General features: G+C 66.7%; 10 protein-coding genes. 7 read left to right on the forward strand and 3 right to left on the reverse strand.

Annotated features, from left to right (window positions below; all coding sequences use genetic code 11):
- Positions 1-120 precede the first annotated feature (120 nt).
- The 3 genes from CSQ85_RS00820 (at position 121) to trpD (ending at position 5,558) form a co-directional block, all read left to right on the forward strand.
- Complete coding sequence (locus CSQ85_RS00820; RefSeq protein WP_150382444.1) at positions 121-2,304, forward strand: efflux RND transporter permease subunit; 2,184 nt, start codon at positions 121-123, stop codon at positions 2,302-2,304.
- Entirely contained in the window at positions 2,301-4,262 is a 1,962-nt protein-coding gene (locus CSQ85_RS00825; RefSeq protein WP_150382445.1) for a methyl-accepting chemotaxis protein, read from the forward strand. Before CSQ85_RS00820 ends, CSQ85_RS00825 begins: the two co-directional genes overlap by 4 nt.
- Before the next feature lie 240 nt (positions 4,263-4,502).
- Positions 4,503-5,558 (forward strand): anthranilate phosphoribosyltransferase, encoded by a 1,056-nt coding sequence (gene trpD / locus CSQ85_RS00830; protein WP_150382446.1) that lies wholly within the window; start codon positions 4,503-4,505, stop codon positions 5,556-5,558.
- 138 nt (positions 5,559-5,696) lie between these two features.
- Here trpD and CSQ85_RS00835 read toward each other — a convergent pair whose 3' ends face one another.
- Positions 5,697-6,302, reverse strand: a complete 606-nt coding sequence (locus CSQ85_RS00835) for a hypothetical protein (protein ID WP_150382447.1) — start codon at positions 6,300-6,302, stop codon at positions 5,697-5,699.
- A gap of 49 nt (positions 6,303-6,351) precedes the next feature.
- Between CSQ85_RS00835 and CSQ85_RS00840 the strand changes: the two genes are divergently transcribed.
- Positions 6,352-7,065: a lysophospholipid acyltransferase family protein gene (locus CSQ85_RS00840; protein ID WP_150382448.1), complete on the forward strand. Its 714-nt coding sequence runs from the start codon at positions 6,352-6,354 to the stop codon at positions 7,063-7,065.
- Between the two features lie 117 nt (positions 7,066-7,182).
- Here the strand turns inward: CSQ85_RS00840 and CSQ85_RS00845 are convergent, their stop codons facing one another.
- Positions 7,183-9,534 (reverse strand): protein kinase domain-containing protein, encoded by a 2,352-nt coding sequence (locus CSQ85_RS00845; RefSeq protein WP_150382449.1) that lies wholly within the window; start codon positions 9,532-9,534, stop codon positions 7,183-7,185.
- 48 nt (positions 9,535-9,582) lie between these two features.
- A complete protein-coding gene (locus CSQ85_RS00850) occupies positions 9,583-10,662 on the reverse strand; it encodes a polyprenyl synthetase family protein (protein WP_150382450.1) in 1,080 nt (359 codons plus the stop codon).
- Between the two features lie 210 nt (positions 10,663-10,872).
- On the opposite strand from CSQ85_RS00850, the gene CSQ85_RS00855 reads away from it, so the two are divergent.
- The 3 genes from CSQ85_RS00855 to CSQ85_RS00865 all read left to right on the forward strand — a co-directional run bounded on the left by CSQ85_RS00855 (position 10,873) and on the right by CSQ85_RS00865 (position 15,551).
- Positions 10,873-11,532, forward strand: a complete 660-nt coding sequence (locus CSQ85_RS00855) for a DUF4192 domain-containing protein (protein WP_150382451.1) — start codon at positions 10,873-10,875, stop codon at positions 11,530-11,532.
- Positions 11,533-11,692: 160 nt separating this feature from the next.
- Positions 11,693-13,192 carry an RNA polymerase sigma factor gene (locus CSQ85_RS00860; protein ID WP_395955997.1) on the forward strand — a complete coding sequence of 500 codons (1,500 nt, stop codon included), beginning with the start codon at positions 11,693-11,695 and terminating at the stop codon, positions 13,190-13,192.
- A gap of 88 nt (positions 13,193-13,280) precedes the next feature.
- Positions 13,281-15,551 carry a DNA gyrase/topoisomerase IV subunit B gene (locus CSQ85_RS00865; protein ID WP_150382453.1) on the forward strand — a complete coding sequence of 757 codons (2,271 nt, stop codon included), beginning with the start codon at positions 13,281-13,283 and terminating at the stop codon, positions 15,549-15,551.
- Positions 15,552-15,553 lie beyond the last annotated feature (2 nt).

Consider the following 15,553-nt stretch of genomic DNA (forward strand, 5'->3'; position numbering starts at 1 on the left):
CATCGGAAGGCGTCCAAGCTGATGGTTGCAAGGCGATCCGGCGTCTCCAATAATGATACCCCGTAAGACAACAGTTGTAGTAAAACACACGGCTGTAAGGAAACTGTCAGGGGGTATCCGGTGCGACGGATCATCAACGGCTTTCTGAAACATCGCGTCATCGTGATCGTCGTCTTCGCGATGCTGACGATACTCGGGGCGATCGCCTATCCACAGGTCAAAGTCAACTATTCGTTCGCCGACTACCTGCCGAAGGACGCGCCGTCCGTCATCGCGCTCGACGACATGAAGGCGTCCTTCGACGCGGGTGTGCCGAACGCGCGCCTGTACGTCGAGGACATCACCGCAACGCAGGCGGACCGGCTCGCCGACGATCTGGCCGACATCGACGGCGTCGATGAGGTCATGTGGCTCGGCTCGGTCGTCGACACCAAGGCGCCGGCGGAGATCCAGGACGCGGACACCGTCTCTTCGTGGAAAACGGACAAGGGGTACCTGTACCAGCTGACCATCGACTCGTCCAAGCTGGTTGACGCGGTGCCCGAGGCCCGGGCCGTGGCCGAACAAGCGCATGCGGCGCGCGTGACGATGACCGGCGACGGCGTCACCACGGCTGAGGCCCAGGGATCCACCGCCACCGAGATCGTGCTGATCATGGCCATCGCCGTGGCGATCGTCGTCGGCATCCTGCTCATCACCTCGCATTCATGGTTCGAGCCGGTGATCTTCCTCATCGTCATCGGCGTCGCGATCGTAATGAACATGGGGTCGAACATCATACTCGGCGAGATCAGCTTCGTCAGCCAGATCTGCGGAGCCATTCTCCAGCTCGCCGTGTCCATGGACTACGCGATCGTGCTGCTGCACACGTTCCGCAGAGTGGAGAAGGAGATGCCCGGCGCCACGCCGGTCAAGGCGATGACCGAGACCGTGATCCGCAGTTTCACGGTGATCCTGAGCTCGGCGGCCGTCACCTTCTTCGGATTCCTCTCGCTGACGGTCATGCGCTTTGGCATCGGCGTGAACATGGGCATCGTGCTTTCCAAGGGCATCGTGTTCAGCTTCCTGTCGATCATGATGCTCATGCCCTGCCTGATCCTCGTGTGTCTCAAACCGTTGAACGCACTGGAGCACAGGTATCTCATGCCCTCGTTCTCCCGGTTCGCGCGAGTCTCGATGCGCATCGCCCTGCCGGCGGCGCTGGCGATCCTCATCGCCGCCGTTCCCGCCTATGTGGCGCAGGATCGCAATGACTTCATCTACGGCTCGGCTGACTTCGTGCAGCCGGGCAGCCGGCTCAAATCCGACGCCGACCACGTCAACGACGCCTTCGGCCGCTCGGAGACATGGGTCATCATGGTCCCCGAAGGACGATGGTCGGATGAGCAGGCCGTCATCGACGACGTCGAACAGCTGCCGCACGTCACCGACGTCACCTCGTACATCACCATGGCCGGCAGGGCGATGCCGACCGCCATCGTCCCCGGCAATCAGCTGGACCAGCTCATCTCGCACGGATGGTCGCGTCTCGTCGTATCGATGGATGTGCAGACCGAATCGAAGGACGCCTACGCGCTTGTGCCCGAGGTGCGTGACACCGTCGCTCGTCATTACGGCGAGGACTACCGACTGGTCGGCACGACGGTGAGCACCTACGATCTGAGGGATGTGGTGCGCGCCGACACCGGCAAGGTGCGTTTGTTCTCCATCGGCAGCATCGCGCTCGTGCTGCTCATCGTGTTCCGGTCGATCGCGATTCCGGTCGTCGTGCTGCTCGCCATCGAAATCTCGATCTGGCTCAACCTCGCCGTGCCATACGTGACCGGCGACACCATCAACTACATCGGATACCTCGTCATCGAGGCCGTGCAGCTCGGAGCGGCCGTCGACTACGGCATCATCTACACACGCGAATATCTGGACCAGCGACGACGGCACGGGCCACATGAGGCGACACGCCTGTCCATCCAGCATTCCGCGATCACGATCCTCACCTCGGCCACGATCCTCATCAGCGCCGGATTCGCCGTGTGGCGCATCGCCTCCAACGGCGTGATCAGCGAGATCGGCCTGCTCATCTCCCGCGGCGCCCTCGTCTCGATGCTGCTCATGTTCCTGCTGCTGCCGTGGCTGTTCCGCGTATCCGACGGGCTGATACGACGCACCTCGATCGGACTGGGCCTCCGCGACGACGAACAATCCGGCGCGCGATCCGGCGCGCGATCCGATCACCCCAATGACCAACCCGCCACCCAATTGACGACCAATACCGCCACCCACACCATGAAGGAGATCGCACGATGACCACGACCGACAACACCACGAACCCCATCGCCGACCGTCGACGCACGACGGTCAGAAGAATCCTCGCGCCCACCATCGCCGCGTTCCTCGCGACCGTGCTCCTCACGGTTCCGGCGATGTCCCCGGCGAATGCCGCGGGCACGGACGCGTCCCGAACACCCGCGCACACCACGGCGGTGGTGACACCGGCGAGCAATGGGGGCGATAGCGGAGAGGGGAACGGCAAGGACGAGACCGTTTACATCAAGGCCAAGGCCAACGGCGCCGTCTCCGGCATCTACGTGGTCAACACCTTCGACGCCGGGCAGCCACGCACCGTCCAGGACCCGGGCTCGTACACCAAGGTCACGAACCTCACCACAGATGCCAAACTCAAGGAGACAAACGGCAAGGTGGACGTCACCACCCTCGAGAACAAACCGTTCTACTATCAGGGTGATCTCAAGGCCGATACCGCACTGCCTTGGAACGTCAGCGTCGACTACACGCTGGACGGCAGGGCCGTCGGCGCCAAGGAGCTGGACGGGGCTGACGGCGAACTCGCCATGACCCTGCGCATCGCGCCCAACGAATCCGCCGACAAGGCGACCCGTGAATTCGCCGACGCCTACGTGATCCAGGCGCAGGGCACGTTCCCGCAGGAGGCGCTCGACATCACCGACGCCGGCGACGCCGCCCTCGCCCAATCCGGCGGCAACACCGTCGTCTCCGGCATGGTCCTGCCCGGGGAAACCGGAACGTTCACCATCCGCGGCCGGGCCAAGGACTTCACCAGCTCCGGATGGCAGATCATCGCGATGAGCCTCGACATGGCGCTGGATGTGCGCGATCAGGACACCTCCCAGCTCACCGAGCAGACCGGCAAACTCGGCGACGCCACCGCGCAGCTGGCGGACGGCACGACATCCCTCGCCCAAGGCAACCGGGAACTGAGCCGGGGAATCGGTTCGCTCGCCACCGGAACCGCCGAACTCAACCGCGGGGCGCAATCCCTCGCCGGCGGAACGGAAACACTCGCCCGAGGCGCCGGGACACTTGCGCAGGGCAACCGGCAACTGGCCGACGGACTGGCGCAACTGTACGACGCCAGCGGACGCATGAGCGCGGGCGTCAAGGGACTGCCCGAACAGATGACGGCACTCTCGCAGGGCGTCACCACGCTCAAACAGGGGTCGGACGCCCTGAAACAGGGGGATGGGCAGTACCGTCAGGCGCTCGACGGCGGACAACAGGCGACCCTCACGCAGGTCGGCGGCGACATCGATGCGGCCGAGACGGCGTCGCGACAGGCGTATGCCCAGGCGTTGGCCGCCGTGAAGCAGAATCCCGGCGACGCTCAGGCCATCGCGGCGCTCGACAAGGCCGTGACCGCCATGGCGCAGGTGGAGAACGCCAAAGGGCAGTATCAGGCGCTCGGACAGGCGCTTGACGGCTACACGAACATCTCCTCCGGTATCGGCCAGCTGAGCGGGGGAGTGGATCAGCTCGACGCGAAGGTGAACGGTTCGTCCAACGGATCGTCGGCCGACTCCGCGGCCACGCAGGCGTCCCTTGCGCAACTGGCCGAGGGATTGGCGTCGGTGCACACCGCCGTCGGACAGCTCAACACGGGGGCGCAATCCGCCGCCTCCGGTGCCGAGGAGCTGGCGAAGGGACTGTCGGCCGCGCGTGACGGCGCCAACAGCCTCGCCACCGGAGCCGCCGCGGCGGACTCGGGCGCTCGTAGCCTCGCCTCGGGGGCCGTCTCAGCCGCCGACGGCGCAGACCGGCTTGATGACGGCGCCCGTGAGCTCGCCGACTCCGTCAAGGGCATGGACGACAAGGTGCTCGACGAACTGCAGAAGACCATCGACGAGAAACTCGGCAAGGGCTTCAAGGTGCATTCGTTCGTCGCCCCCGCCAACACCGCTGTGGACCGCGTCCAGTTCACCTACGTCCTGCCCGGCATCGGCAAGTAGCGGTTTCTCCGAGGATCGCATAAGGATCGGAGTACATGCCGCTCATTTCACGGTGAAGCCCTGCGAGGCGGCGTAGAGCCTCAAGCGACGCTCCCACTCGTCCAGACGGTCGTCGCATCGTGCCGTCCTTGGTTCCGCTGGTTCTGCAATATGGAAGCCGGGGGAGCAGGAAACCTGAGACGGCTAGAATAAGGCCCGTCACTTGGGTTATGAAGGCGCGTGAAGCGCCAAGGAGGAACAATGGCAGAGATCACATGGAAGTCGATTCTCACCAAGCTGGTCGGGGGAGACCATCTGAGCGCCGAGGAGTCCGAGTGGTTCGTCGATGATCTGATGAAGGGCAACGCGAACCCGGCGGCCGTGGGCGCGGCCCTCGCCATGCAGCAGCAGCTGGGCCTGACTCCCGAGGAGGTGTCCGGCGCGGCCAAGGCCATGGTCTCGCACGCGGTGCCGCTCAACGTCTCCGGCGAGACCACTGACATCGTCGGCACCGGCGGCGACGGCTTCTCCACCGTGAACCTGTCCACGATGGGCGCGGTCGCCGCCGCGGCCGCGGGCGTCAAGATCGTCAAGCACGGCAACCGCGCCGCCTCCTCGAAGTGCGGCGCTGCCGATGTGCTTGAGGCGCTCGGCCTTCCCCTGGACTTGAAGCCCGAGGCGGTCGGCGAGGTCGGCGACGAGGTCGGCATCACCTTCGCGTTCGCCCGCACCTTCCACCCGGCCATGCGCTTCGTCGGCCCCATCCGCGCCGCCCTCGGCATCCCGTGCGTGTTCAACGTCCTCGGGCCGCTGACCAACCCGGCCAAGCCCGCCCACGTGGCCATCGGCTGCGCCAAGCGCGAGGTCAGCCCGATCATGGCCGCCGTGTACGCGGCCAACGGCCAGTCCGGCATGGTCTACACCTCGCACGAGGGTCTCGACGAACTCGCGCCCACCGGCCCGGTCTCCGTGTGGGAGATCCGCGACGGCAAGGTCACCGAGACCGAATTCGACCCGACCGTCGAGCTCGGCCTCGCCAAGATCGATGTCACACAGCTCAAGGGCGGTGAGCCCGAGGTCAACGCCGCCGCGTTCCGCGACTTCCTCGCGGGCAAGGACATCCCTGCCCGCACCACCGCGCTGCTCAACACGGCGTCCGCCATCGTCGCCGACGGCCACCTGATCTCCGACGCCGCCGACGGCACGCTGGCCGAGCGGTTCCGCGAGGCGTACAGGCTCGCCGAGGAGACTGTCGACTCCGGCAAGGCCCAGACCCTGCTCGACAAGTGGATTGAGACCGCCAAGTCCAAGGCGTGATCCGAAGCGGGAGACGTGTCCCGCTTCGGACGCACTTCCCGTAGTCCCGGTATATGATTCCATGAAGGCCACCCTCAGCAACGGGGCGGCCTTCATACGTTCCGCGTCGTGAACTCCCGACCGAGGCTCCCCAAGGCTTCAGACGCGGGCACCGTCGTCGAACTCGTCCTCGCGGGTCTCCTTGTGGCCCTTGTGCTGAACGATAAGCCCGGCGCCCCCGATCAGCGCGCACACGCCGAACACCGTGCCGAGGATGCCGGTGAGCGCCGGCACGAACACCGAGCCGATGACACCGGCCACGCCCGCGACGAGCAGGATCCAGAAGACGAGCTTCGTGCCCTTGACCGGGCCGATGCTGGGGTTCGGCGGCACGAAGTCGTCGCCTTCGGCGTCCATCACGGCATCGGTGTCCAGCCAGCTGGAACCGGTGAAATCACGCGGCCCGTGGGTCGATCCCGTACGGGAGAAGGAGTCCGGGGCGAGGTCTCGCACATGCAAGAGCTGCTCCTTCTCCTTGCGTTCGGCGTGCTTCTGGAAACGTTTCGCGTTGCGCGAGGAGGCCACGTCGTCGAGGTCGTCCCGGTGCTCCGCCTCGAACGCGGCCCACGCCTCGTCGAGGTTGCCGAGGTCGGCCGGCTTCGCCGCCGGGGCCTGTGGGCCCTGCGCCTTGCCGGAGGCCGCGTCGCCATCCGGCGCGGGGTTTGTGCGCTCGTCGTCCGCGTTGGTATTGTTGAGGTCAGTCATACATACCACTCTAATCTGCCGCGGGTGTTTGCGCGGGGAGGGAAACGCAGTGCTTTACTGGTTCTTCGTCAAGGTCTTCGGTCCCATCGCACGTCATCATCTCGGTCCCACCGCCAAGGGTCTGGAGAACATTCCGCGCAAGGGCGGCGCGATCATCGCCGCCAACCATCTGGCCGTCATCGACGACGCGCTGATCCCGATCACCTGCCCGCGCATGGTGCATTTCATGGGCAAGGCCGAGTACTTCGAGGGCAAGGGCATCAAGGGCAAGTTCAAGAAGTGGTGGTTCACGTCCGTGGGCGTCTTCCCGGTGGACCGCTCCGGCGGCAACAAGTCCCTCGGCGCGCTCGAGCACGCGCGTGAGATCATCGAGGACGGCCACCTGTTCGGCATCCACATCGAGGGCACGCGCAGCCCCGACGGGCGCCTGTACAAGGGGCACACCGGCGTGGCCCGACTCGCGCTCGAGACCGGCTGCCCGATCGTGCCCACCGCGCTCATCGGCTCGGACAAGCTCCAGCCGATCGGCACGACGATCCCGAAGAAGGGCCGCACGCAGGTGATCTACGGCAAGCCGATCAAGGTCGAGAAGAAGCCGGCGGACGAGATCACGCACGATGATCTGCGCGCCCTCACCGACCAGCTGACCGCCGCGATCCAGAAGCTCAGCGGCCAGGAATATGTGCCGGAGTACGCTCAGAAGGTCAAGGCCGAGCTCAAGGCGAAGCAGGAGGCCGAGGAAGCCGACGAGACCGCGCGGTAGGCTGTCGGCCGGCAAAACCCGGCACAGTCTGGATACAACTTGGACACAGGATGATGAAGGGCGGACCCTTTCACGGGTCCGCCCTTCATCATGCGATCACACGATTCGCGATTCAGCTCATACGACCGTGAGCGTCACCACGGTCTTCTTGCCGTTCGCGTCGCGCACGCGCACCTGCTGGCCCGGGGCCGGGTCCTGCAGACGCACCGTATGCGTCAGGTCGCCGAGCGGCGCGCTCTTCTGCACGTCCAGTCCCAGCGCCTGCAGGGTCTTGGCCGCGTCGTCGTAGGCCTGTCCTCGCACGTCGGGCATCGTCACCATCTGCGGGCCCTTGGAGACGACCACGTCGACCGAATCGCCCCAGTGCAGCTGCGTGTCCTTCGCGACGGACGCGGAGATCACCTTGCCGGCCTCCACGGTGTCGCTGAACTGCTCGGTGAAGTTCGACTTGAGCTTCAGGTCGGACAGCGCCTGCGCGGCCTCGTCCTTGGAACGGCCGACGATGTCGGGCATCTGGACAGGCATCGGGCCCTTCGACAGCGTGACCGTCACCTCGTCGTTGTGCTTGAGCGTGGTGCCGGGATCGGGGGAGACGGTGAGCGTCACGCCTTCGGGCAGGGTCTCCGAGTAGGCGTCCTTCGACTCGTCGTGCTTGACATTCGTGAACCCGGCGTTCTTCAGCGCGTCGAGCGGCGCCTTGCCGTTCGACGAGTTCGGATCGAGGATGTCCGTGGGGATCGTCGCCATCCTGACGCCCTTGGATACCACCACGGTCAGCGTCTGCGTGTGGCGTTTGCTCACATGTCCGTCGACGACGGCATCCGCGCCGGCGAGCTTCGCGGAGACGATCGCGCCCTGCGTGACGGTATCGCTGTAGTCCTCCGAGGTCTTGTACGGGATGCCCGCCGTCTTGAGCAGGCTCTCGTACGATTGCCATTTCGCGCCGGCGATCCGGCACGCCTGACCTTCCGTGCAGGTCACGTCTGACGGTTTGGGCAGCGTCCAGTAGCTTCCCGGACCGAGGTAGTACCACCATGCGCCGGTGCCGCCGCCCGCCAGCGCGAGCGTGAGGATGACGGCGACGGCGATGAGGATCGCCTTCTTCGGGCTTTTGCGTTTGGCGACGGCGCCATCCGTGGCCTTGTCTGCGGTCGCGTTGGCCCTGTTGGCCCCGTTGGCGTCGCCGGTTTCGCCGGTTCCCTTGGCGTCGGCGGCGGTCGCCGGCATGGTCTGCGTCTGCCCGGTGGCCTCCGGCGTGGGCATCATGCGTGTCTCGGCCGATCCGATCGCGACGGTGGGCTGCGCCGTGTCCGCGTGGTCCACCGTCTGTGTCCGGGGCGACGGCGTCGGGGCCGGCGGGATGTCGGGCAGACGTTGCGAGCGCAGCGTCCGCGCATCGACGTCGGATCCGTCTGCGGTGCCATGATCGGGGAACAGGGGGGAGACCGTGCCTGTGCCCATGTCCGTGCCTGTGCCGGCTGCGGGGGCTGCGTCCGCCTCACCCGTGCCGCCGGCGACCGGGGTCGCGCCGGTGCCGGCGAGCATCGGACCGGCGGGCGCCGGTCGGACGTCCGCCGAAGCGTCATGTTCCGGTCTGCGGTACGCCCATGCCTCCGGCGACAGCGCCGAGGCGACCGACTGCAGTTCGTCGAGCGCGGCGGCCGCGTTCCGGGGGCGCGCGTCGATCGAACGGGCCGTCAGATGCGCGATGAACCGTGCCACGGACGGGTCGATGCCGGGGCACGGCACCGCCACGGAGGGCACGTCCTCGTGCACGTGCCTGAAGACGAGCGTGACCGGGTTGTCCGAGATGAACGGCACCTCGCCGGCCAGCATCTCCCACGCCATGATGCCCACCGCGTACAGGTCGCCCTGCGGCGTGGCCTCGTTGCGTTCGATGGTCTCCGGAGGCAGGTAGGCGGCCGTCCCCAACAGCATGCCGGTCGAGGAGAGTGTGGCCTGCGAGGTGGCCTTCGCCAGACCGAAATCGGTGATCTGCACGCGTCCGCGGTCGTTGAGCATGATGTTCTCGGGCTTGATGTCGCGGTGCACCACGTTGACGCGGTGCGCGGAGGCGAGCCCGTCGAGCGTCTCGGCGATGATGCGCAGGGTCTCGCGCACGGTGAACGTGCCCTGCCGGTTCATCTCGTACCGCAGGTTCACGCCGTGCACGTACTCCATCACCAGATAGGCGAGGCCGTTGAACTCGCCCGTGTCGTACACCTGCACGATGTGCGGGTTGGCGATCTGCGCCGCCGAACGCGCCTCCCTGCGGAAGCGTTCGATGAACTGGTCGCGGTGCGGCCCCTGCGCCAGCTGCGTGTGCATGACCTTGATGGCGACGGTGCGTGCCAGACGCTCGTCTCGTGCCTCGTACACCGTGGCCATGCCGCCCTGCGCGATCCTGCGCACGACGCGGTACCGTCCTTCGATCAACTGGCCTTCGGGCGCGTTTGCGGCTTCACTCATAGTGGTTATCGTAGATTCCTCGATGTGCTGGAAATGTCACGAACTACTCTACCGGCCGGCCACGTCCGGCACGAACCTCGCGCACATGCCGGCAAGGCGGCCGCGGCCGTCCTCGTCCGGCACGGCCGCGTCGATCGCCCGACGCGTCTCGTCCCACAGTGCGCCGATGCGCGCCTTCGACCGGTCGACGGCGCCCGTGGAGCGGAACAGGCCGATCGCGCGCCTCACGTCGTCGTCGGAACGCGACTCCGCCTCGAACATGGCGATGAGCTCGCCGCGTTCGACGCTCGACGCGGCCTCGAGCGCGTCGGCCAGCAGCACCGTGCGCTTGCCCTCGCGGATGTCGCCGCCGACCGGTTTACCGCTGGTGCGGCTGGAGCCGATCACGTCGATCAGGTCGTCCTCGAGCTGGAAGGCGAGCCCCAGCGGCAGGCCGATGGCCTCGGCCGTGCGGCGCGCGCGATCGGGGTCCGCGCCGCACGCGAGCAGCGCCAGACGCAGCGGCGCGATCGTCGTGTAGCTGGCGGTCTTCCATCGGAACACGCCCAGCGACGCTTCGGCCAGCGTGGCCGGGTCGTTGAGGTCGGCCCGTTCGACCGCCAGATCGAGCACCTGTCCGATCTCCACCTCACGCTGCATGTCCAGGAACGCGTCGAGCAGGGCGGGGGAGTCGGGAAGACCCTTGGCGGCGTCGTTGGCGATGGCCACGCACGCGGTGGCCAGCAGGTCCCCGAGCATCAGCCCGAGCCCGCGTCCGATGGCCGTGTCCCCCGTCCAGTCCTCCAGCGCGCGGTGGGCGCTCGGCTTGCCGCGGCGCAGGTCGGATTCGTCGATGATGTCGTCGTGCACCAGCGCCGCCGTCTGGAACACCTCGATCGCGCACGCCATGTCCACCATCGCGCCGCGCGAGCCGGACTCCCCGCCGAACACGTCGTAGGCGGTCAGGGCGAGCAGCGCGCGCAGGCGCTTGCCGCCCTCGCTCGAGGAGACGCCCTGGGCGATGACCTCGTCCATCACGTCTTGGCACGCGCCCGGCACCCCCGCGTCGCGGGGCGCGCCCGTCCGTCCGGCCACGAGGGCGGCGATACGGGGTTCGATCAGGGAACGGTCATCGTCGGTTCTGCACATGCCTTCTAAGTTATCCACAACCCGCGGCGATTACAACAGCGCGGCGGTCATCCGGTGGATGGCGCGGGGCTTCGTCCACAGCGGCCGCGTGCGTGGCGGCCGCGACGCATCGGCCTGCATACTGGGCCCGGCGGCGGCCGCCGTGCGGATCGCCGTCACCCAACCCAATCACCAACCAACCATGCGACAGCGTTCATCAAGGAGGATGACATGAGCAGATACACGAAACGACGCAGGGACGATCGCGACCGCGGCCATGGGCCGATCGAGGAGCCGATCGAGGATCTGGTCGAGGACATGACGGAGCATCTGCGCCGCGCCCGGCGCGAGCAGGGGCCGGAACGGGCGAACAGGGAGTGGATGGAGGGGCCCCTTGACGAGTGGCTCGACCATCTCGACGACGGTGACGACGACCTCGACGATGAGGTCATGGCGGCGCTGGCGGTCGGCATGAACGAGACGCTGGCGATCCGCGACGCGCTGATCCTGTCGCTGGTCTCGCGCTGCGGGGAATGCGACAGGGACGTGATGATGGACATCCTGTCGCGTCCCGCCGCACCCGAGGTGGCCCTGACCGTGCGCGACCTGATGTACGACTCCTTCGGCGACGCCTGGCACCCCGATATGGAACGGTGCAGGACCGGCATCGCGATGTTCGACCGGATGGCGATGCTGGTGCCCCACAGGCTCGCCGCGCAGCCTCTGGCGTCGATCGCCTACATCCTGTGGTGGGTCGAGGACCCGCGGGCCCCGATGTACGCGATGCGCAGCCTCGAGGCCGATGGGGAGTGCTCGCTGGCGGCCCTCATCCTGTACGCGGCCGACAGGGACGCACGCCCCTGCGATGAACGGGGACGCATGCGCGGCTGACGCCGTGCCTCGTCCTTCCGCGTCCTCACCGTGTCCTCGCCGTGTTCTCGCCCCGGTCTGATGATCCTCGGACGGCATGCGGACGGCATCCGGGAATAATCGTCCCTATGAAGTGGTTTACTCACATAGTTGACGATTTGCCCTTGCCATAAGTGTGCCCATGTGGTATATGCAGGCCGGGGCGAGGACCCGCGAGGAGGAAAGTTTGGCTACCAAGAGCACGACGGCCGGCGACAAGACCGAGGAAACGAAGGACGAGACCAAGGCCGCCTCCGCCACGAAAGCCACCACCGCGAAGAAGACCACCGCAAGGAAGTCGACCGCGAGGAAGACCGCAGCCGGCAAGACCGCCGAGAAGGCCGCGCCGAAGCGCACGAGCCGCAGGAAGAAGTCCGAGGAACCCGACAAGCCGAAGGATGTCGAGGCCGAGGACGCCGTCGACCAGCTCGAGGAGGGGGACGACCTCGAGGACGAGGGCATCGAGGGTATCGACGAGGAGCTGGACGGCGAGGACGTCGACGATCCCGATGCCGAAGGCGAGGATGAGGACGAGGACGACGTCGACGAGTCCGATGAGGACGACGACGTCGATGTCGATGACGAGGACGATGAGGACGACAAGCCCGAAGCCGTCGAGGAGCCCAAGCAGAAGGGCGCATTCGTCGTACGCGACGACGACGAGGACGACGAGCCCCGCCGCCGTGGCAAGGCCGGCAACCCGAAGCGCCGCGTGATCACCGCGGGCGCCACCGCCGATCCGGTCAAGGACTACCTCAAGCAGATCGGCCGCGTGAACCTGCTGAACGCCGAACAGGAGGTCGACCTGTCCGAGCGCATCGAGGCCGGCCTGTACGCCCAGCACCTGCTGGACACCGAGGGCGACACGATGGACTTCAAGCGCAAGCGCGAGCTCAAGTGGGCGGCGAACGACGGCAAGAAGGCCAAGGACCACCTGCTTGAGGCCAACCTGCGACTCGTCGTCTCGCTCGCCAAGCGCTACACCGGCCGCGGCATGCTCTTCCTCGACCTCATCCAGGAAGGCAACCTCGGTCTGATCCGCGCGGTCGAGAAGTTCGATTGGAAGAAGGGCTTCAAGTTCTCTACGTACGCCACATGGTGGATCCGTCAGGCCATCACCCGCGCCATGGCCGATCAGGCGCGCACCATCCGCGTGCCCGTGCACATGGTCGAGGTCATCAACAAGCTGTCGCGCGTGCAGCGCCAGATGCTGCAGGATCTGGGCCGCGAGCCCACGCCCGACGAGCTGGCGCGCGAGCTCGACATGCCCGTCGAGAAGGTGCAGGAGGTCCAGAAGTACGGCCGTGAGCCGATCTCCCTGCACACCCCGCTCGGCGAGGACGGCGACTCCGAGTTCGGCGACCTCATCGAGGACACCGACGCCATCGCCCCGTCCGACGCGGTCGCGTTCTCCCTGCTGCAGGAGCAGTTCAAGAGCGTGCTCGAGACGCTGTCCCCGCGTGAGTCCGGCGTCATCAAGATGCGCTACGGTCTGGAGGACGGCCAGCCCAAGACCCTGGACGACATCGGCCGCGTGTACGGCGTGACCCGTGAGCGCATCCGCCAGATCGAGTCCAAGACCATGTCCAAGCTGCGCCACCCGTCCCGCTCGCAGACCCTGCGCGACTTCCTCGACCAGTGAGCCGCCGCGGGCGGGCCGGTGCTTCGGCCTGCGGGATCCGCATCATATGACTCGCATGTGACTTGTTCATCCAGCCAACGGAAGGATTATGGCCAAAGAAGAATACGGCGCGAAGGACCTTGCCGTCCTTGAAGGGCTTGACGCGGTGCGCAAGCGCCCCGGCATGTACATCGGCACGACCGACAGCCAGGGCCTCATGCACTGCCTGTGGGAGATCATCGACAATTCGGTCGACGAGGCGCTGGCGGGGTTCTGCGACGACATCGTCGTGACCCTGCACACCGACGGATCGATCGAGGTCGCGGACAACGGCCGCGGCATCCCCGTCGACAAGGAGCCGAAGACCGGCCTGTCCGGCGTCGAGGTCGTCATGACCAAACTGCACGCGGGCGCGAAGTTCGGCAACTCCTCGTACAACGCGGTCGGCGGCCTGCACGGCGTCGGCTCGTCCGTGGTCAACGCGCTGAGCTCCCGTCTCGACGTGGAGGTCGACCGTGACGGTCTGACCCACCACATGGCGTTCCATCAGGGCCATCCGGGCGTCTACACGGACGCCGACCCCGAGCATCCTTCGCCGGATTCGCCGTTCAAGCGCACCCGCAAGAACCGTCCCACCGAGCTGGAGGTCATCGGCAAGGTGCCCGCCAAGCGCACCGGCACGCGCGTGCGCTACTGGGCCGACCCGGAGATCTTCAACAGCACCGCCGAGTTCTCGTACGAGCAGCTCATCGACCGCGTGCGGCAGACCAGTTTCCTCGTGCCGGGGCTCAAGATCACCGTCGTCGACGAGAACGTGCCCGAAACCGGGGACGCGGCCGTCGACGAGATGCGAGAGATCGACGCGGATCCCGTCGATACGGCCTCCGACATGGTAGCCGCCGCGGCCGGCGATGGTACCGAGGCGTCGGCGGATGACACGGACGAGGTGGACGCCGTGGCCGTCGCCAAGGCCGACGCGGCGAGCCACACGCACGCCCGCGTCGAGGAGTTCCGCCACACCGGCGGTGTCAGGGACTTCGTCGACTTCCTGTCGCACGGCGAACCCGTGAGCGACATCTGGCGCATCCAGGGCGAGGACACGTACGAGGAGGAGACGCAGGCCGTCGGCGAGAACGGCGAGCTGCACGCGCAGATGGTCACCCGCACCTGCGGCGTCGACATCGCGCTGCGCTGGGTCAACGGCTACGACACCGACATCCGCAGCTTCGTGAACATCATCGAGACGCCCGGCGGCGGCATGCACGTCGACGGCCTCATGAACTCGGTCACCAAGCAGGTGCGCAAGGCCGTCGAAGCCAACGCACGCAGGCTCAAGGTGAACCTCAAGGACTCGAACATGCGCATCGAGCGCGACGACATCATGGCCGGACTCGTGGCCGTCGTCACCGTGCGCATCGCCGAGCCGCAGTTCCAGGGGCAGACCAAGGATGTGCTCGGCACCGCGCAGGTCAAGCCGATCGTCACGCGCATGGCCGACGCGCAGTTCGGGGAGATGATCTCCGGCGCCAAACGCGGCTACAAGGAGCAGTCGGGCCGTGTGCTCGACAAGATCGTCGGCGAGATGCACGCGCGTGTGCAGTCGCGCAAGGCCAAGGAGGTCACGCGCCGCAAGAACGCCCTCGAATCGGCGTCCATGCCGTCCAAGCTGTCCGACTGCCAGCCGGGCAACGACGACGTGGCGGAGCTGTTCATCGTCGAGGGTGATTCCGCGCTCGGCACCGCCAAGGCCGCCCGCAACTCCGGTTTCCAGGCGCTGCTGCCGATCCGAGGCAAGATCCTCAACGTGCAGAAGGCGTCGATCACGCAGATGCTGTCGAACAAGGAATGCGCGGCCATCATCCAGGTGGTGGGCGCCGGCAGCGGCCAGAGCTTCGACATCGAGCAGTCGCGCTACCACAAGGTCATCATGATGACCGATGCCGACGTGGACGGCGCGCACATCCGCATCCTCCTGCTGACGCTGTTCTACCGCTACATGCGCCCGCTCATCGAGCATGGCTACGTGTACGCGGCCGTGCCGCCCCTGCACCGCATCGCGTTGGCGGGCCCGCGCAAGGGCGAGTACATCTACACGTACTCCGACGACGAGCTCGCCGCCAAGCTCGCCGATCTGGACGGCAGGCACATCGCCTACAACCCGGACATCCAGCGGTACAAGGGTCTGGGCGAGATGGACGCCGACCAGCTGGCCGACACCACGATGGACCCGCGCACGCGCATGCTGCGGCGCATCCGCATGGAGGACGCCGCCCAGGCCAGCGAGATCTTCAGCCTGCTCATGGGCGACGACGTGCCGCCGCGCAAGGCCTTCATCGTCGAGAACGCCGACGATTTCGACCGCTCCAAGATCGACACCTGATC

This window comes from Bifidobacterium rousetti (assembly GCF_008698235.1).
Lineage (GTDB): Bacteria > Actinomycetota > Actinomycetes > Actinomycetales > Bifidobacteriaceae > Bifidobacterium > Bifidobacterium rousetti.